This window comes from Streptomyces doebereineriae (assembly GCF_031845645.1).
Classification (GTDB): Bacteria; Actinomycetota; Actinomycetes; order Streptomycetales; family Streptomycetaceae; genus Streptomyces; species Streptomyces canus.
Genome location: NZ_JAVREZ010000003.1, coordinates 19,507 through 35,839, shown reverse-complemented (window position 1 = coordinate 35,839; position 16,333 = coordinate 19,507). Strand labels below are relative to the sequence as shown.

Annotated in this window: 17 protein-coding genes; 8 read left to right on the top strand and 9 right to left on the bottom strand. The window is 71.7% G+C overall.

Going from position 1 to position 16,333, the window contains the following annotated elements:
- From RNB18_RS09710 to RNB18_RS09695, 4 genes are read right to left on the bottom strand one after another with little or no spacing between them, the layout of a single operon-like run.
- On the bottom strand, nt 1-1,785 hold the full coding sequence (locus RNB18_RS09710) for a glycoside hydrolase family 15 protein (RefSeq protein ID WP_311713723.1): 1,785 nt from the start codon (nt 1,783-1,785) through the stop codon (nt 1-3).
- Nucleotides 1,786-1,818: 33 nt separating this feature from the next.
- A complete protein-coding gene (locus RNB18_RS09705; RefSeq protein ID WP_311713722.1) occupies nt 1,819-2,121 on the bottom strand; it encodes a hypothetical protein in 303 nt (100 codons plus the stop codon).
- Nucleotides 2,118-2,678: a sigma-70 family RNA polymerase sigma factor gene (locus RNB18_RS09700; protein ID WP_311713721.1), complete on the bottom strand. Its 561-nt coding sequence runs from the start codon at nt 2,676-2,678 to the stop codon at nt 2,118-2,120. Before RNB18_RS09700 ends, RNB18_RS09705 begins: the two co-directional genes overlap by 4 nt.
- Nucleotides 2,675-4,207: a sodium:solute symporter family protein gene (locus tag RNB18_RS09695; RefSeq protein ID WP_311713720.1), complete on the bottom strand. Its 1,533-nt coding sequence runs from the start codon at nt 4,205-4,207 to the stop codon at nt 2,675-2,677. Before RNB18_RS09695 ends, RNB18_RS09700 begins: the two co-directional genes overlap by 4 nt.
- A gap of 179 nt (nt 4,208-4,386) precedes the next feature.
- Here RNB18_RS09695 and RNB18_RS09690 point away from each other — a divergent pair, with 179 nt between their 5' ends.
- From RNB18_RS09690 to RNB18_RS09675, 4 genes are all read left to right on the top strand, one after another.
- Entirely contained in the window at nt 4,387-4,602 is a 216-nt protein-coding gene (locus RNB18_RS09690; RefSeq protein ID WP_266524998.1) for a DUF3311 domain-containing protein, read from the top strand.
- A 98-nt stretch (nt 4,603-4,700) separates the two neighbouring features.
- Nucleotides 4,701-6,800 carry a carbon starvation CstA family protein gene (locus RNB18_RS09685; protein WP_311713719.1) on the top strand — a complete coding sequence of 700 codons (2,100 nt, stop codon included), beginning with the start codon at nt 4,701-4,703 and terminating at the stop codon, nt 6,798-6,800.
- A complete protein-coding gene (locus RNB18_RS09680) occupies nt 6,797-6,997 on the top strand; it encodes a YbdD/YjiX family protein (RefSeq protein WP_311713718.1) in 201 nt (66 codons plus the stop codon). Before RNB18_RS09685 ends, RNB18_RS09680 begins: the two co-directional genes overlap by 4 nt.
- 69 nt (nt 6,998-7,066) lie before the next feature.
- A complete protein-coding gene (locus tag RNB18_RS09675; RefSeq protein ID WP_311713717.1) occupies nt 7,067-8,014 on the top strand; it encodes a hypothetical protein in 948 nt (315 codons plus the stop codon).
- Between the two features lie 114 nt (nt 8,015-8,128).
- Here the strand turns inward: RNB18_RS09675 and RNB18_RS09670 are convergent, their stop codons facing one another.
- The 3 genes from RNB18_RS09670 to RNB18_RS09660 form a co-directional block, all read right to left on the bottom strand.
- Nucleotides 8,129-8,926: an SURF1 family cytochrome oxidase biogenesis protein gene (locus tag RNB18_RS09670; protein ID WP_311713716.1), complete on the bottom strand. Its 798-nt coding sequence runs from the start codon at nt 8,924-8,926 to the stop codon at nt 8,129-8,131.
- A gap of 48 nt (nt 8,927-8,974) precedes the next feature.
- Nucleotides 8,975-9,208, bottom strand: a complete 234-nt coding sequence (locus tag RNB18_RS09665) for a hypothetical protein (RefSeq protein WP_266524968.1) — start codon at nt 9,206-9,208, stop codon at nt 8,975-8,977.
- Between the two features lie 97 nt (nt 9,209-9,305).
- Nucleotides 9,306-10,289 carry a DEDDh family exonuclease gene (locus RNB18_RS09660; RefSeq protein ID WP_311713715.1) on the bottom strand — a complete coding sequence of 328 codons (984 nt, stop codon included), beginning with the start codon at nt 10,287-10,289 and terminating at the stop codon, nt 9,306-9,308.
- 88 nt (nt 10,290-10,377) lie between these two features.
- On the opposite strand from RNB18_RS09660, the gene RNB18_RS09655 reads away from it, so the two are divergent.
- The 4 genes from RNB18_RS09655 (at nt 10,378) to RNB18_RS09640 (ending at nt 13,873) form a co-directional block, all read left to right on the top strand.
- Nucleotides 10,378-11,091 carry a VIT1/CCC1 transporter family protein gene (locus RNB18_RS09655; protein WP_311713714.1) on the top strand — a complete coding sequence of 238 codons (714 nt, stop codon included), beginning with the start codon at nt 10,378-10,380 and terminating at the stop codon, nt 11,089-11,091.
- Nucleotides 11,092-11,225: 134 nt separating this feature from the next.
- Entirely contained in the window at nt 11,226-12,092 is an 867-nt protein-coding gene (locus tag RNB18_RS09650) for a sterol desaturase family protein (protein ID WP_311713713.1), read from the top strand.
- Nucleotides 12,089-12,793 carry a lysoplasmalogenase gene (locus tag RNB18_RS09645; RefSeq protein ID WP_311713712.1) on the top strand — a complete coding sequence of 235 codons (705 nt, stop codon included), beginning with the start codon at nt 12,089-12,091 and terminating at the stop codon, nt 12,791-12,793. The genes RNB18_RS09650 and RNB18_RS09645 overlap by 4 nt, the downstream gene beginning before the upstream one ends.
- A 36-nt stretch (nt 12,794-12,829) precedes the next feature.
- A complete protein-coding gene (locus RNB18_RS09640; RefSeq protein ID WP_311713711.1) occupies nt 12,830-13,873 on the top strand; it encodes a zinc-dependent alcohol dehydrogenase family protein in 1,044 nt (347 codons plus the stop codon).
- 17 nt (nt 13,874-13,890) lie between these two features.
- On the opposite strand, the gene RNB18_RS09635 is transcribed toward RNB18_RS09640, so the two are convergent.
- Nucleotides 13,891-14,898, bottom strand: a complete 1,008-nt coding sequence (locus tag RNB18_RS09635) for a CopD family protein (RefSeq protein WP_311713710.1) — start codon at nt 14,896-14,898, stop codon at nt 13,891-13,893.
- 111 nt (nt 14,899-15,009) lie between these two features.
- Nucleotides 15,010-16,332: a CoA transferase gene (locus RNB18_RS09630; RefSeq protein WP_311713709.1), complete on the bottom strand. Its 1,323-nt coding sequence runs from the start codon at nt 16,330-16,332 to the stop codon at nt 15,010-15,012.
- Nucleotide 16,333: the final 1 nt, after the last annotated feature.

Below are 16,333 nucleotides of genomic sequence, written 5' to 3'. Positions count from 1 at the left end.
CTATCCTGCCTCCTCGTTCCCGTACAGAGTGAGGGCGGTGTTCACCAGTCCGATATGGCTGAACGCCTGCGGGAAGTTGCCGAGCTGGGCGCCGGCCACGGGGTCGTACTCCTCGGACAGCAGCCCCACGTCGTTGGCCAGCCCCAGCAGCCGTTCGAAGAGCTCCCGCGCCTCCTTCGTACGGCCCGTCATGTGGAGCGCGTCGGCGAGCCAGAACGAACACACCAGGAAGATGCCCTCGCCGCCCGGCAGTCCGTCCACCGTCGTCTCCTCGGCGCTGTACCGCCGTACGAATCCGCCGTCGTCCAGCTCTGTGCGGACCGCGTCGACGGTGCCGACGACACGGGGGTCGTCGGGCGGCAGAAAGCCGACACGCGGGATCAGCAGCAGGGACGCGTCGAGTGCGCGCGAGCCGTAGGACTGAGTGAAGGTGTTGCGTGCGGCGTCGAAGCCCTTCTCGCATACCTCGCGGTGCACCTCGTCGCGCAGCGCGCGCCAGCCGTCCAGGTCGCCGCTCAGATCCGGGAAGGCCTCCAGGGCGCGCACGGCGCGGTCGGCGGCGACCCACACCATGACCTTCGAGTGGACGAAGTCGCGGCGACCGCCGCGCACCTCCCACAGCCCCTCGTCCGGCTGCCGCCAGGAGGACCGGAGAAAGTCCAGCAGGACGCTCTGCAGGGACCACATGTGCGGTTTGGCGGGCAGGCCCGCCCGCCGGGCCAGCGACAGCGAGTCCATGACCTCCCCGTACACGTCCAGCTGGAGCTGTTTGACGGCCGCGTTGCCGATGCGTACCGGCCGGGAGCCGCCGAAACCGGCCAGCCACGGCAGCTCGAACTCCGGCAGCCGCCGTTCTCCCGCGACGCCGTACATGATCTGGAGGTCCGCCGGGTCGCCGGCCACCGCGCGCAGCAGCCAGTTCCGCCAGGCCTCGGCCTCCTCCAGGTAACCGCACTGCACCAGGGCGCCCAGGGTGAGGGTGGAGTCGCGCAGCCAGCAGTAGCGGTAGTCCCAGTTGCGCACCCCGCCCGTCTCCTCCGGCAGCGAGGTCGTGGCCGCGGCCACGATGCCGCCGGTCGGCCGGTAGGTGAGCGCCTTCAGAGTGATCAGGGAACGGACCACGGCGTCCCGGTGCGGACCGTGGTAGCGGCAGCGCGCCGCCCACGCCTGCCAGTCGGCCACGCTGCTCTCCAGCGCTTCGAACGGGTCGACCAGCGGGGGGCGCGGCTCGTGCGAGGGGTGCCAGGTGAGGACGAAGGCGACCTTCTCTCCCTCCTCGACGGTGAACTCCGAGTGCGTCCCGAAGTGTTCGCCCCAGGTGCGTACCGGGGGCTCGCTGCGCAGCCAGGTCGCGTCGGGTCCCGCGACGGCCACCCGGTGCCCGTCCGACCTGCGCATCCACGGCACGATCGAGCCGTACTCGAAGCGCAGCCGGAGCGTGCTGCGCACGGTGACCCGGCCGCGGAGCCCCTCCACCACGCGTACGACGTCGGGGGCCAGGTCGCGCTGCGGCATCAGGTCGGTGACGCGCACCGCGCCCTCGTCGGTCTCCCACTCGGTGTCCAGGACGAGGGTGCCGGGGCGGTAGGAGCGCCTCGTGCACCGGTCGGCGTTCTCCGGGGCGATCCGCCAGTGCCCGTTCTCCTCGTCGCCGAGCAGCCTCGCGAAGCAGGCCCCCGAGTCGAAGCGGGGCAGGCACAGCCAGTCCACCGAGCCGTCCGTGCCGACCAGGGCGGCGGTCTGTTCGTCGCCGATGAGGGCGTAGTCCTCGATACGGGGGTGCACGGAGTGCGGGTTCCCGGCTGGTCGAGGCGGCAATCAGGGGTGGGGCCGGGGGAGTGACGCCGTCGTGCCGGAGAAGATCACCCCCGGGTGGGCCGGAGTCTGGTTCAGCACCCACAGACCGATCAGCGTCGCCAGCGCGAACACGACCGCGATGAGGACGGCGAGGACGAGCCGGCGGCGGCGCTCGCGGCGCAGCCACTCGCCGCGTGCCGTGCGGTAGGCGTCGGGTGCCGCGTGCACCCCGCCGGCCAGCGCGGCCAGGGCCTCCTGCAGCTCGCGCTCGGTGCTGCGGTCCGGACCGGTGCCACGTGACTCGGTCGTGTCTCGATGTGTCATCGCCGGGCCTCCATCGCCTGGGTCAGGGCGGCCAGGCCGCGTGCCGTGTGGGTCTTGACGGAGCCGCTGGAGATGCCCATCGCCGAGGCGATCTCGCTCTCCTTCAGCCCGAGCCAGTGCCTGAGCACCAGCGCCTCGCGCTGCCGGGCGGGCAGTTGCTGGAGCGCGTCGATGAGGACGCGCTGGTCGTCGTGGAGGAGCGCGGTGCTCTCGGCGGAGGCCACGAGTTCCGTGGACGGGGCCTCGACGTGCCTGCGGGCGACCTGGAGGTGCCGTATCCGCATCCGCGTCAGATTGCAGACCGTGGAGCGCAGATAGGCCTCCGCGGCCTCGGTGTCCCTCAGCCGCCGCCACTTCCGGTAGATCTGGTAGTAGGCCTCGGCGACCACGTTCTCCGGGTCGTCGGCGCCGAGCAGCACGGCGAGGCGGAGCATCGAGGCGTAGTGCAGCTCGAAAAGGCGGGCCACACCGGCCTCGCGCTCCAGCTCGGCCGGGTCGGCCGCCGCGGGGGCGAGCGGGAGGGGCCCGGGGGTGCCGTGTCTCAGATGCTGTCTCACGGGTTGTTCGCTCCCGTCTCGGGGCGCCGCCTGACGGTCAGGCGCGACGGTAGGTCGGTCAGGTCGGCGCCGCGCGGGACGCCGAGCCGTTCGAGGGCCGCGGTTCCGGCCAGGGCGACGGTCAGGTTGAGCAGGAGGGCGACGAGACCGGCGTAGATCTGGAAGGGCCCGCTGCCGAGCGACGAGAAGCCCTCGCGGACGACGAGGAAGGTGCCGGCCAGCATGCCCGCGCCCCACCCGGCGAGCAGCGCCCGCGGATGCAGCCGCCCGGTGAACAGGCCCACGGCGACGGCCGGGAAGATCTGCAGGATCCAGACCCCGCCGAGGAGTTGGAGGTTGACGGCGTCCTGGTCGCGCAGCCCGAACACGAACGCCACCGCGCCCACCTTCGCCGTCAGCGACACCGCCTTGGCGATCCGCACCTGCCGTTTGGGCGTGGCCGTCGGGTGCACGTACTCGACGTAGACGTTGCGCACGAAACTGGTGGCCGCCGCGATCGACATGACCGCGGCCGGGACCAGCGCCCCCACGGTGATCGCGCCGAACACCAGCCCGGCCAGCGGCCCCGGCATCAACCGGTCCACCAGCATCGGTACGGCCGTCTCGGCGCCGCCCTCCGGTGCCCGCACCCCGGCCGCGAGTGCCGCGATGCCCAGGAACCCGAAGAGCGCGAGCAGCCCGGTCCAGGCGGGCAGGGCCACGACGACCTTGCGCAGGGTGCGCGGGCTGTCGGCGGCGAAACCCGCGGTCAGGACGTGCGGGTACATCAGCAGGGCGAGGGCGGAGCCGAGAGCGAGGGTGGCGTAGGCGGGCTGCTGTTCGGGAGAGAGAAGCAGTGCCGGTCCGCCCAGGCGCTCGGCGGCCCCGTCGAACACCGCGCCCGGTCCGCCGAGCCGTTCCAGGACCAGCCAGGTGACGGCGGTGAGCGAGACGAAGACGGCGACCGCCTTGAGCGCGGAGATCACGGTCGGCGCCCGCAGCCCGTGGCGGTAGGTGGCCACCGCGAGGCCCGCGAACAGCGCCACCATCACCAGGTCACCGGTCGCGCCCCGCGGATACACGCCCCCCGCGGTCAGCACCGCCCGTATCCCGAGCAGTTGCAGCGCCAGGTACGGCATCGTCGCGAGGATGCCGGTCAGCGCGACCACCAGGGCCAGCGGCGGCGAACCGTAGCGGCCGCGCACGAAGTCGGCGGCGGTGATGTAGCCGTGCCGGCGGGCCACCTCGCCCAGGCGGCTGAGCAGCACGAAGGCGATCGGGCACACGATCACCGTGTACGGCACCGCGAAGAAGGCGGCCGCGCCGTTGCCGTACGCCAGTCCCGGTACGGCGGTGAAGGTGTACGCGGTGAAGATCGTGCCGCCGAGCAGCAGCCAGGTCCACACCGGGCCGAGACTGCGGTCGGCCAGCGCCCAGCCCTCCAGGGACGGCAGCCGGTCGCTGGGGTGCAGGCGGCGCGCGGTCACGGCGAGCAGCGACGCTCCGCCGATCACGGCGAGGAACGTCGCGGTCATGGCGCTGTCGGCCATGGTCACCGTCCTTGGTGTGCCCGCAGGTATGGCTTGACCCTCGCGCAAGAGTTGCGCGGGCGGCCGGTTCGGAGGACAGGGAACCGGCGGGAAATCTTCTGGACATTCGCTGTCAACCGTCCGCGACGGGTGGGCAACTCTTGCACAGACCCACAGCGATGGGGAGAGGAGCACAGGTCATGGCACGGACCGGTCATCACCGGCTACGGCGCGTCGCGATCGCCGTACTGCTTCTCGCACCCACCGCGGGACTGCTGTGGGTCCCGATGTACGCCGGTGCGGAGCCGCGCCTGGCGGGCACGCCGTTCTTCTACTGGTACCAGCTCGCCTGGGTGCCGGGGTGCGGACTGTGCCTGCTCGCCGCGTATGCGCTGACGGACCGACATCGCCGCTGAGTCTCTCTGTGCCTTTCCCGTTCCACCGTTTCCGGTGAGGAGCCGCCATGCCCGAGACCGTCCTTCAGCCTGCCCTCAAGGCGCCTGAAAAATCACGTATGTCACCTCGGTCGATCCTGCTGTGGGCCGTCGTCGCGCTGCTCGGCGCGGTCGCCTGGGGCGTGCTCGCGCTGGCCCGGGGCGAGAAGATCTCCGCGGTCTGGCTGGTCGTCGCCGCGCTCGGCTCGTACGCGATCGCCTACCGCTTCTACTCCCGTTTCATCGCCCGCCGCGTCCTGGCACCGGACGACCGTCGCGCCACTCCGGCCGAACGCCTGGAGGACGGGGTCGACTTCCACCCCACCGACAAGCGGGTGCTCCTCGGCCACCACTTCGCGGCCATCGCGGGCGCCGGACCGCTGGTCGGCCCGGTGCTGGCGGCCCAGATGGGATATCTGCCGGGCACGCTGTGGATCGTCGCCGGAGTGATCTTCGCGGGGGCCGTACAGGACATGGTCGTGCTGTTCCTGTCCATGCGGCGGGACGGCAAGTCGCTCGGGCAGATGGCCCGGGACGAGATCGGCCGGGCGGGCGGCGCGGCCGCGTTGATCGCGGTCTTCGCCATCATGATCATCCTGCTGGGCGTGCTGGCGCTGGTCGTGGTCAACGCCCTCGCGCACTCCCCGTGGGGCACCTTCTCCGTCGCCATGACCATCCCGATCGCCCTGTTCATGGGCTTCTGGATGCACCGCATCCGCCCCGGCCGGGTCGTGGAGACCAGCTTCATCGGCGTCGCGCTGCTGCTGCTCGCGATCGCCGGCGGCAGCTGGGTCCAGAACTCCTCGCTGGCCTCCACCTTCACCCTGAGCCCGACGACCCTGGTCTTCTGCCTGGTCGGCTACGGCTTCGTGGCGTCGGTCCTCCCGGTCTGGATGCTCCTGGCCCCCCGCGACTACCTCTCCACCTTCATGAAGATCGGCACGATCGCGCTGCTGGCCGTGGGTGTCGTGGTCGCCGCCCCGGTGCTGCGCGCGGACGCGGTGAGCGACTTCGCCACATCGGGGGCGGGGCCGGTGTTCGCGGGCTCACTGTTCCCCTTCCTGTTCATCACCATCGCGTGTGGCGCGTTGTCCGGCTTCCACGCGCTGGTCTCCTCCGGTACGACGCCGAAGCTGATCGAGAAGGAGTCGCAGGTTCGTCTCATCGGTTACGGCGCCATGCTGATGGAGTCGTTCGTGGCGATCATGGCGCTGATCGCGGCGGCGACCCTGGAGCCCGGCCTGTACTACGCGATGAACGCCCCGGCGGGACTGCTGGGCACGACAGCCGAGTCGGCCGCGCACGCGGTGGCGGGCCTCGGCTTCACCATCACGCCCGACCAGCTGACCCAGGCGGCCAAGGCGGTCGAGGAACAGTCGCTGATCGCCCGGTCCGGAGGCGCCCCGACCCTCGCGGTCGGCATGTCGGAGATCTTCTCCGGGGTGTTCGGCGGTACCGCCATGAAGGCCTTCTGGTACCACTTCGCGATCATGTTCGAGGCGCTGTTCATCCTGACCACGGTGGACGCGGGTACGCGCGTCGGCCGCTTCATGCTCCAGGACATGCTCGGCAACGTGTGGAAGCCGGTCGGCCGGGTCAACTGGAAGCCGGGCATCTGGCTGTGCAGTGCTCTGGTGGTGGCGGCCTGGGGCTACTTCCTCTACACCGGCGCCACCGACCCCCTGGGCGGAATCAACCAGCTCTTCCCGCTCTTCGGCATCGCCAACCAGTTGCTGGCCGCGATCGCGCTGGCCGTGTGCACCACCGTCCTCGTCAAGTCCGGGAAGCTGCGCTGGGCCTGGGTCACCGGGGTCCCGCTGGCCTGGGTGGTGGCGATCACGTTCACCGCGGGCTGGCAGAAGATCTTCTCCGACGACCCGCGGGTCGGGTTCTTCGCCCAGCGGGCCAAGTACGCGGACGGCATCGACGCCGGCCAGGTCCTCGCGCCCGCCAAGACGCTCGACGACATGCACACGGTGGTCACCAACTCCACGGTCGACGGCGTGCTGATCGCCTTGTTCCTGCTGCTGGTCGCGGTCGTGCTCGTCAACGCGGCGGTGGTGTGCGCACGGGCCGTCCGGGCGCCGGGGGCGTCGCCGACCACCGAGGCGCCGTATGTCGAGTCGCGGATCGATGTGCCCGAGCAGGCCGGTGAGGAGCTCGTGGGAGTGCGCTCGTGACGGTGACCGTGAGGGTGCGGCGGTGGGCGCGGGCCGTCCGGTGGTACCTGCGGGAGCTGACCGGGGAGGCGGAGTACGACCGCTACCGCGAGCGGCATCTGCGCCACCATCCGCTCGCGCCGGTACCGACCCGGCGGGAGTACGAGGTGCTGCGCAGCCGGCACCGGGAGGCTCATCCGCAGGGGCGGTGCTGCTGACGCCGCCGTCGTGGACCACGGGGCGGGCACACCGCCCGCCCCGTACACCCACTCACTTTCGGGACCGAGATGTTCAGACGCCGCACCGCCCTGCTGGTCCACCCCGCCCTCGACGACGACGCGCTGCACGCGACACTGACCGAACTGCGGCCCACCCCGCAGCTGCACGGCCTCGGTGCGGGTTCCAGCCGTCCGCTCTGGCAGCCGGTCGCCGACCTGCTGCGGGACACGGGCAGGGACTGGGATCGCCGGTGGCACCGGATGTCCGTACTGGCGAACCACTTGCCGCCTGCGGTGTGCGAGCGGTGGATCGGCGAACGCCCCGACGACGGGGACGCGCTGGCGTTGTGGTCCTGTGTCCGGTGTGTACGGCGGGCCGCGGCCGACGGGTGGACCGCGGTCCGGGACGCCGAGCGGGCGTGTCTGCGTGCCGCCGAGGTCTGCCCCGAGGATCCGACGCCCTGGCTGGCCCTCCTCGGCCTGATGCACTCCCTGGCGGTGCCGCCCCGGGACGCCGTGCCCGTCTGGACCGAGGCCGTCACCCGTGCCCCGTGGCACCGGGGCGCCTACCACCGGCTGCTGAGTTATCTGTCCCCACGCGGACACGGCTCGGTCGCCGACATGATGGACTTCGCCCGGCAAGGTGCCGCCCGCGCCCCGCACGGCTCGCCCCTCGCCCTGCTCCCCGTGGCGGCCCGCGTCGAACTCGTCGCCCACCGGCAGCGGCAGACGTCTCTCGGGGCCGACAGCCACTGGAACGAACCCCTGGCCGGCGCCGAGATCGAGTCGGCCCTGACCGACTGGTTCCACACCGCCGCCGCACCGCACGCCGAGGCCGTCGCCGACCTCAACATCCTGGCCTTCGCCCTCGTCCGCGCGCACCGCCCGTCCGACACGGCACCCGTGTTCCGGCGGATCGGCCGCCGTATGACCCCGCATCCATGGGCGCTGCTCCCCGAGCCGGAGCGCACGTTTCTCTATTGGCGGGACCGGGAGGGGGGCCGTCCGGGTCGGTGAGGCGGAGACTGCGGCCGGTGTCGGGCTCGGGGCGAGGGGGCTCACCTGGCCGGTGTACTGAGGGCGGCTGACTGGTCACGCCGTGGTCGGCGCTGGGTGTCGGGCCGGCCGGTGTCACACCGCGGCCGGCTCCGCCTTCGTCGTGCTGTCCTGCTCCGCCTTCTCCCGGCGGTCGCGGAGTTCCCGCCGCACCAGGACCACCCAGCCGATCGGAACGCCGAGGGAGAACAGCCACCACTGGATGGCGTAGGCGTAGTTCAGCGCGGCGTCCTCCTTGCCGGGGTCGCCGCCGATCAGTTCCGGGACGTCGCCCTTCGGCTCGGGTGCCGTCTGGGCGATGTAGCCGCCGAGCACCGTGGCGCCCAGCCGCTCGGCCTCCTGCTCGCTGTTGATCAGCATGACCTGCCGGTCGGGCAGCCCTTTGAGGTTCTTGATGCCGCTGGCCGCGGTCGTCTCGTCGGGCATCAGCCGTCCCGTGACGGTGATCTCACCCTTGGGGGGAGCGGGGATCTTCGGGAACGCGGTCTGGCTCGGCCCGTCCGAGGGAATCCACCCCCGGTTCACCAGCAGCACCTTGCCGTCGTCCAGGACGAAGGGGGTCAGGACGTGGTACCCGACCTCGTCGTCGGAGTTGGTGCGGCGCCGGACCACGACCTCGTCGTCGGTGTCGAACCGACCCTTCGCGGTCACCCTGCGATACCGGTCGTGGGTGGTGACGGTGTGTCCGGGCGAGGTCATCCGCTCCACGGGCACCGGCTTCGCGGACATCGCGTCGGTGACCAGCTGGTTGCGGGCGGTGCGCTCCTCGTAGCGGTGCATCTGCCAGATGCCCAGCCTGATCATCGTGGGGATGAGGAGCAGGGCGACCAGCGTGAGGATCACCCACTGCCGGGACAACAGGAAGCGGTACACCCCACGACCGTACAACTCGGACCGCGGGGTGTTCGCACAGGGGTGTGGTCAGACCCGGTCGACGATGCCCACCCTTCCCTCCGCGCGGGCGCAGTGCGCACCGCAGAACCAGTGCCCCTCGACCTCCACACCCTGCCCGATGATCTGCACACGACAGTGCTCGCAGATCGGTGCCATCCGATGGATCGCACAGGAGAAGCAGTCGAAGACGTGCACCGCGCCCTGTGCGTGCACCTCGAAGGTCATGCCGTAGTTATTGCCGCAAACTTCGCAAGTCGCCATGCGCCACAGGGTGGGCCGTCGTCGCCCCGCGGGCGAGTCGGCGCGGGGTGAGTCGTACGGCAATCACCCGTCCGTACGGTCCCGGCCTTCCGTACGGTCATCCCTCCGACGCCGGCTCCACATCCCTGAGAAGCTGCCCGAAGGCCGCCTCGTCGACGACCGGTGTGCCGAACTGCCGGGCCTTGACCACCTTGGACGTGCCCGAGTCCGGGTCGTTCGTGACGAGCAGACTGGTCAGCCGGGAGATGCTGGTGGCGACATGCAGCCCGGCCTCGACCGCCCGGTCCTCAAGGAGGTCGCGCTCGATCGAGGTGTCCCCGGAGAACGCGATCCGCATGCCCTGCCTGAGCGGCTTGCCGTCCTCGTAGCGCCCCGGGTTGGGGTAGGGGCACGCGGGCCGCTTGCGGGCGGGCCGCCAACTCGTCGGCCGGTAACTGCCGTAGCCGGCCGACTGCCTGGGCACCGCCCGGTCCGTCCACTCGGTCAGCGGCCGGCACTCGTGCAGGGGCAGCCGCACGCTTCGTGCGGCCGCCGCCCGCAGACTCGGCCGGAACGCCTCCGCGAGCACGCGCGCGTCGTCGAGGGCATGGTGCGCCCGCTGCTGTACGACGCCGAAGTGCGCCGCCAGCGACTCCAGCTTGTGGTTGGGCAGCGGCAGCCCCAGCTCCTTCGACAGGACGATGGTGCACAGCCGCTGACTCACCGGCGGCACCCGTCCCGCGCGTGCGTACTCGCGGGCGATCATCTGCCAGTCGAAGACGGCGTTGTGTGCGACGAGCACGCGACCGTCGAGACGGGCCGAGAACTCGTCGGCGATGTCGTGGAAGAGAGGCGCGCCTTCGAGTGTCTCGCTCGTCAGCCCGTGGATCCACACCGGGCCGGGATCGCGCTCCGGGTTGACCAGCGTGTACCAGTGGTCCTCGACCTCGCCGCGCGCGTCCAGCCGGTAGACGGCGGCGGAGATTATCCGGTCCTCCCGGGCCAGGCCGGTGGTCTCCACGTCGACGACCGCGTATCCCTGCGGATACACGGCCGGCCACGTTGTGGGGGAGGACGCTGCGGTCGTCTGGTCTTCGAGCATGGTCAATGAGGATACGGGCCGCGACTGACAGTCCCTCACGGTGGCGTCGCTGCCCGGCTCGCGACGACCGGGGTGCCATCCTCCGGAGATGACCCAACCGACGCACGACGAGGCTCACGGCGGCGCGCTCGGCGCCCGCCTCAACTGGCTGCGCGCGGCCGTCCTCGGCGCCAACGACGGCATCGTCTCCACGGCGGGACTGGTCGTCGGTGTGGCCGGCGCGACGAGCGACCGCGCGGCGTTGCTGACGGCGGGTCTGGCGGGCCTGCTGGCCGGCTCGATGTCGATGGCGGCCGGGGAGTACGTGTCCGTGTCGACTCAGCGTGACTCCGAGATGGCCGCGCTGGCCGTGGAGAAGAGGGAGTTGAGGGAACAGCCGGAGGCGGAGCTGGAGGAGTTGACGGACCTTCTGGAGGAACGGGGGCTGTCGCGCGACGTGGCCCGTGAGGCGGCGGAACAACTGACGGAACGTGACGCACTGCGGGCTCACGCGCGCGTGGAGCTCGGCATCGACCCGGACCACCTGACGAACCCCTGGCATGCGGCCTGGGCGAGCTTCCTGGCGTTCACGGCGGGGGCGTTGCTGCCCCTGCTCGCCATCGTGCTGCCACCGTCGGGGTGGCGGGTACCGGTGACGGTGGTGTCGGTGGTCGCGGCGCTGGTGCTGACCGGCTGGTGCAGCGCACGGTTGGGGGCGGCGGCCGCGGGGCGGGCGGTGGTGCGGAACGTGGGGGGTGGGGTGTTGGCGATGGGGGTCACTTACGGGGTGGGGGTGTTGTTGGGGGCGGCGGGGGTCAGTTGACGTGGAGGCGGTCGGGAACAACCGCCTACTGACACCCCTTGGTGGAGATCGCCAAGAAGCAAGCGCGTACCACCGGTAATACTTGTGGGTAACAACGTCTAGCCGCGCCCGACCGGCGGTTCTACGGTGCACGCATGCCGAACCTCCCCGACGTCGTGGTCTGGTCCATACCCGCCTTCGTACTGCTCACCGTCATCGAGATGATCAGCGTCCGCGTCCATCCCGACGAGGATGCCGCCGGCTACGAGACGAAGGACGCCGCCACCAGCATCGGCATGGGACTGGGCAGCCTCTTCTTCGATTTCCTGTGGAAGATCCCGATCGTGGCCCTCTACACGGCCCTGTACGAGCTCACCCCGCTTCGCGTCCCCGTCCTGTGGTGGACGGTCCCCCTGATGCTGCTCGGGCAGGACTTCTTGTACTACTGGTCCCACCGCGGCCACCACGTCATCCGCATCCTGTGGGCCTGCCACGTCGTCCACCACTCCAGCCGGAAGTTCAACCTCACCACCGCGCTGCGCCAGCCCTGGACGACCCTGACGGTCTGGCCGTTCTACGTCCCCCTCGTCGCCGCCGGCGTCCACCCGGCCGCGCTCGCCTTCTGCTCCTCCGCGAACCTCGTCTACCAGTTCTGGATCCACACCGAACGCATCGACAAGATGCCCCGCTGGTTCGAGTTCGTCTTCAACACCCCGTCCCACCACCGCGTCCACCACGCCTCCCAGGGCGGCTACCTGGACCGCAACTTCGGCGGGATCCTCATCGTCTGGGACCGGCTCTTCGGCTCGTTCGTTGCCGAGACCGAACGACCCGTCTACGGGTTGACCAAGAACATCAACACGTTCAACCCGATCAAGGTGGCCACACACGAGTACGCAGCGATCATCAAGGACGTCAAGAAAGCACGGAGTTGGCGCGAGCGGGCGGGACGCGTCTTCAGGGGGCCGGGCTGGGCACCGGCACCCATACCGGAGACGGCCGAGGAGACCGTGCCCGCGTGAGAAGGGTCCCGAGCGCCCACGGAACCCACCGCACCCGCCGCGCACTCCTCGCGGTCTTCGCCCTCGCCGCCGCCGTCGACCTCACCTCCCTGGCCACCGGCTTCGCTCCCGGACACGCCGTCGCCAAGCCCCTTCTGATGCCCCTTCTGGCCGCGTACTCCGTCGCGTCCGCGGCGCCCCGGCTCCTGGTCGCCGCCCTTCTGTGCGGCTGGGGCGGCGACGTCCTGCTGCTGTCCGACGCCGACCCCGCCTTCCTCGCCGGCATGGCCTCCTTCGCGGCGGGCCACGTCTGCTATCTCGCGCTCTTCCAGGCGTACGGCAGCCCACGCGCGCGTGTCGGCCTCCTCGCACCCGCCTACGCCACCGCGCTCGTCGTCACCGTCGTGGCCCTGTGGCCGGACCTGCCCGCCGGACTGCGCGTGCCCGTCGCCGGCTACAGCGTGCTGCTCACGGCCATGGCGTGCGCGTCGGCCGTGCGGTTCGGGGCGCTCACCGGACTCGGCGGCGCGCTCTTCCTCCTCTCGGACACCCTCATCGCGACCGGCGTCGCCGACTGGCCCCAGCTCCCACGGCCCGATTTCTGGATCATGCTCACGTACAGTGCCGCGCAGTTCCTGCTGGCCAGTGGCACACTACGAGCCCTCGAAGCGCGCCCGGGACCGCTGGCGACGTACGGTGAGATGCGCTCGACCACCCCCTGAGCGCCCTCACGACCTCGCACGAGAAGGATCCTCGCCATGCGCGCCACCACCATCCACGCCCCGTACGACATGCGCGTGGAGGACGTGCCCGAGCCCGTGGTGCAGCTGCCCACCGACGCCGTGCTCCGGGTGCTGCGCGCGTGCATCTGCGGCAGCGACCTGTGGGCCTACCGCGGAGAGTCGGCCCGGCAGCCGGGGCAGCGGATCGGCCACGAGTTCCTCGGCATCGTGGAGGAGACCGGCTCCGAGGTCGGCACCGTCAGCCGCGGTGACCTCGTCGTCGCGCCCTTCATGTGGTCCGACGGCGTCTGCGACTACTGCCGCGAGGGCCTGACGACCTCCTGCGAGCACGGCGGATTCTGGGGTTCCGTCGGCTATGACGGCGGCCAGGGCGAGGCCGTGCGTGTCCCCTTCGCCGACGGCACCCTCGTACGGCTGCCCAAGGAGGCGGCTTCCGACGACCGCCTGCTGTCCTCCCTGCTGACTCTCTCCGACGTCCTGGGCACCGGTCACCACGCTGCCCTCGGTGCCGGGGCCCGCCCGGGCGCCACGGTCGCCGTCGTCGGCGACGGGGCCGTCGGCCTGTGCGCGGTGCTCGCGGCCAAGCGGCTCGGCGCCGAACGGATCATCGCCCTGGGGCGTCACCAGGTCCGCACCGACATCGCGCGCCGCTTCGGTGCCACCGACGTGGTCGCCGAGCGCGGGGACGCGGCCCTCGAGGCCGTCCGCGAACTCACCCGCGGCCAGGGCGCGCACGCCGTCGTCGAGGCCGTCGGCACCGAACAGTCCATGCGTACGGCTGTCGCCATCACCCGCGACGGCGGTGCCATCGGCTTCGTCGGTGTGCCGCACGGCAGCGGCACCGGCGTCGACCTCGGTGTCATGTTCGACCGGAACATCGCCCTGCGCGGCGGGGTCGCGCCGGTCCGTGCCTACATCCCCGAGCTGCTCCCCGACGTCCTGGACGGCACCGTCGACGCGTCACCCGTCTTCGACATGACCGTCGACCTGGAGGGCGTCCCCGCCGGCTACAAGGCGATGGACGAGCGCACCGCCCTCAAAGTCCTCGTCACCAACTAGCGCTCACGGAGCAGCTTTCACCAGCGGATCGGCAGCGGCAGCGCCGTCAGCAGCCCCGACACCACGACCACGAGTCCCAGGGCGAGGACCTCCGCCCGTGCCGGGGCACAGGCGGTCAGCGATGCGGGGGCGCGGTGCAGCCGGATCCGCGCCCACAGGGCGAGAGCGGCGACGACCGCCACGAGGAGCACCTTGGCGAGCAGCGTGCGCCCGTAGGCCGTGTCCGTCAGCTGCTCCAGAATCGTGCCGGGCGGCATCCGGCGCAGCGAACTCCACACACCGGTCGCGGTGATGGCGGCGAGCAGAACGGCCGCCACGCGCGCGTAGAGCCCGAGCAGCGCCGCGCCCGGCTCCGCGGGGCCCCAGCGGCGCAGCGTCCGCAGCACCCGCAGCAGTCCGCCCGCCCACAGCGCCGCGCACGTCAGATGAACCAGCGTCAGACCGGAGCCGGTCAGCGGACTGTGTTGGGTCGGGGGATGGGCGCGCAGGGCCTCCGCCACCACCACGGCCGCCAGGGGCCACACCTGGGCGGCCGGGCGGGCCGAACGGGCGCACAGGCCGGCCAGCAGGAACGCGTTGACCTCCAGGAGCGCCAACTTGCCGTCCCGCGACTCGTACAGACCGCCGACATTGATCTCGGAAAGGCTGTGCGGCACCAGATTGCCGGTCGCCACGACCGACGCCAGACCCAGCGCGGCGAGGAAACCGGCGGCGGCCGCCCAAGGGGCCCAGGAGCGCGGCACGTCCGGCGGGGCATCGGGCACCGAGCGGACCAACAGGCCCACGAACAGTTCGCCCAGCGGCACACACAGCGCCGCGAACAGCACCGCCCTCAACAGGGCCACCCCGCCGGCCCCGGGCGCAGCGGCCTCCCCGGTGCCATGCAGTGCGGCGGACGGCCCGAACAGCGGTATCGCTGCGGCCAGTACCGCCAGGACGAGGACGGCGACCGCCCGGCCCGTGCCGGGACGGCGGGTGGGGCCGCCCGCGTCGGTCGCCTCGGAGGTGGGTCTTATCAAGGTCACCCCACGATCTTGACCACAACGGACAGAACCGGGCAACTGCAGTGAAACAAGTAGTGGTGAGGCATTCCACCCATAGGTACGCCTCCGGTGCCGCGGTCGGTTCCGGCCCGCTCAGCACAGGCGCGCGGCATCCGTTCCCCACGGCACCGGCGGCCGCGCCCAGTCCGCCGGACCGCCCTCGAAGGAGACCGGCGACAGGGCGTATCGCAGCCGCCCGAGCGCGCTGTCCGTCTCCGCCAACCAGGGCTCAGGGCCGTCGTACGGCTCGCTCATGGCGTCGCCCGCCGCGGTGCCGTCCATGCCGTCGATCAGCCACTGGGCCGTCCGTGCCAGCGCCAGCCGCACGAACCGGCTCCCGCCCCCGTACGACTGCTCGGTCAGCGCCCGCAGCACGGCTGCCGCCAGCAGATAACCCGTCCCGTGGTCGAGGGCCTGCGCGGGCAGCGCGCCCGGCCGATCCGGTGAACCCTCCAGCACCGCGATCCCGGTGGCCGCCTGCACGAGGCTGTCGAAGCCTCGTCGTTCACGCCATGGCCCGTATTCGCCCCACGCCGACAACCGCGCCACGACCACCCCGGGCCGCCGCTCCGCGAGCGCTTCGGGTGACAGTCCGAACCGGTCCAGTGCTCCCGGCCGGTATCCGGTGACGACCACGTCCGCCGCCGCGAGCAGTTCCTCGAACGTCTGCCGGTCGGCGGCCAGGTCGAGCGTCGCCGACCGTTTCCCGAAGCCCGTGTCGGCGTGCTGGTCCGGCAGTTCGGGCAGCCAGGGCGCGTCCAGGCGCAGGACGTCCGCGCCGAGCAGGGCGAGGGTGCGGGTGGCGACCGGTCCCGCGAGGACCCGCGTCAGGTCCAGGACGCGCACGCCGGCGGCCGGCAGCAGGGGAGAGGTGTCGACCGGCGCGAACGCACGCACGCGTGCCGTGTCCAGCCGCCCCCGCTCCACCAGCGGCCGTTTCGCCACCTCGGCCGCCTGCGGGTGCACGGCCCACTCCTCGGGAGAGCGCAGGGCGACGGCGAGACCCCCTGCCTCGTGCACGGCATCCTCGACGTCCAGGGCGGACCGCTCGGCCAGCGCCGCCTCCACGGCCGCCGGGTCCTCCGGCACTCCCAGTGCCTGGAGCAGCCGCGCCCGGTGGTGCGGATAGTTCGCGTGCGTGCGGACCCACCCGTCCGCGGTCTGCCAGAACCGGGACAGCGGCGCGAAGTTGACCGGCGCGCGCCCATTGATCAACAGATGACGCTCGCTCAGGAAAGCGGTGGCGACCGCCCCGTCGTCCACCCGCACTGTCGGCACCGCGGCGAGCCCGGCCCGCCGCGCCCCCAGTTCGGCGGCGGCCAGTGCGCACTCGCCCACACAGGTCCGCGCCAGCTGCTGTGCGGGAAGGCGCCCCTGAAGAGCGCCCTCCCGCACCACATACTTGATTCCGGTCATG

What these genes read in the sequence shown, in the direction of transcription:
- RNB18_RS09655 (WP_311713714.1), top strand. Translation starts at nt 10,378, where the DNA reads ATGACCCAACCGACGCACGACGAGGCTCACGGCGGCGCGCTCGGCGCC.
- RNB18_RS09690 (WP_266524998.1), top strand. Translation starts at nt 4,387, where the DNA reads ATGGCACGGACCGGTCATCACCGGCTACGGCGCGTCGCGATCGCCGTA.
- RNB18_RS09665 (WP_266524968.1), bottom strand. Translation starts at nt 9,208, where the DNA reads ATGGCGACTTGCGAAGTTTGCGGCAATAACTACGGCATGACCTTCGAG.
- RNB18_RS09640 (WP_311713711.1), top strand. Translation starts at nt 12,830, where the DNA reads ATGCGCGCCACCACCATCCACGCCCCGTACGACATGCGCGTGGAGGAC.
- RNB18_RS09685 (WP_311713719.1), top strand. Translation starts at nt 4,701, where the DNA reads ATGTCACCTCGGTCGATCCTGCTGTGGGCCGTCGTCGCGCTGCTCGGC.
- RNB18_RS09660 (WP_311713715.1), bottom strand. Translation starts at nt 10,289, where the DNA reads ATGCTCGAAGACCAGACGACCGCAGCGTCCTCCCCCACAACGTGGCCG.
- RNB18_RS09630 (WP_311713709.1), bottom strand. Translation starts at nt 16,332, where the DNA reads ATGACCGGAATCAAGTATGTGGTGCGGGAGGGCGCTCTTCAGGGGCGC.
- RNB18_RS09675 (WP_311713717.1), top strand. Translation starts at nt 7,067, where the DNA reads ATGTTCAGACGCCGCACCGCCCTGCTGGTCCACCCCGCCCTCGACGAC.
- RNB18_RS09695 (WP_311713720.1), bottom strand. Translation starts at nt 4,207, where the DNA reads ATGGCCGACAGCGCCATGACCGCGACGTTCCTCGCCGTGATCGGCGGA.
- RNB18_RS09705 (WP_311713722.1), bottom strand. Translation starts at nt 2,121, where the DNA reads ATGACACATCGAGACACGACCGAGTCACGTGGCACCGGTCCGGACCGC.
- RNB18_RS09650 (WP_311713713.1), top strand. Translation starts at nt 11,226, where the DNA reads ATGCCGAACCTCCCCGACGTCGTGGTCTGGTCCATACCCGCCTTCGTA.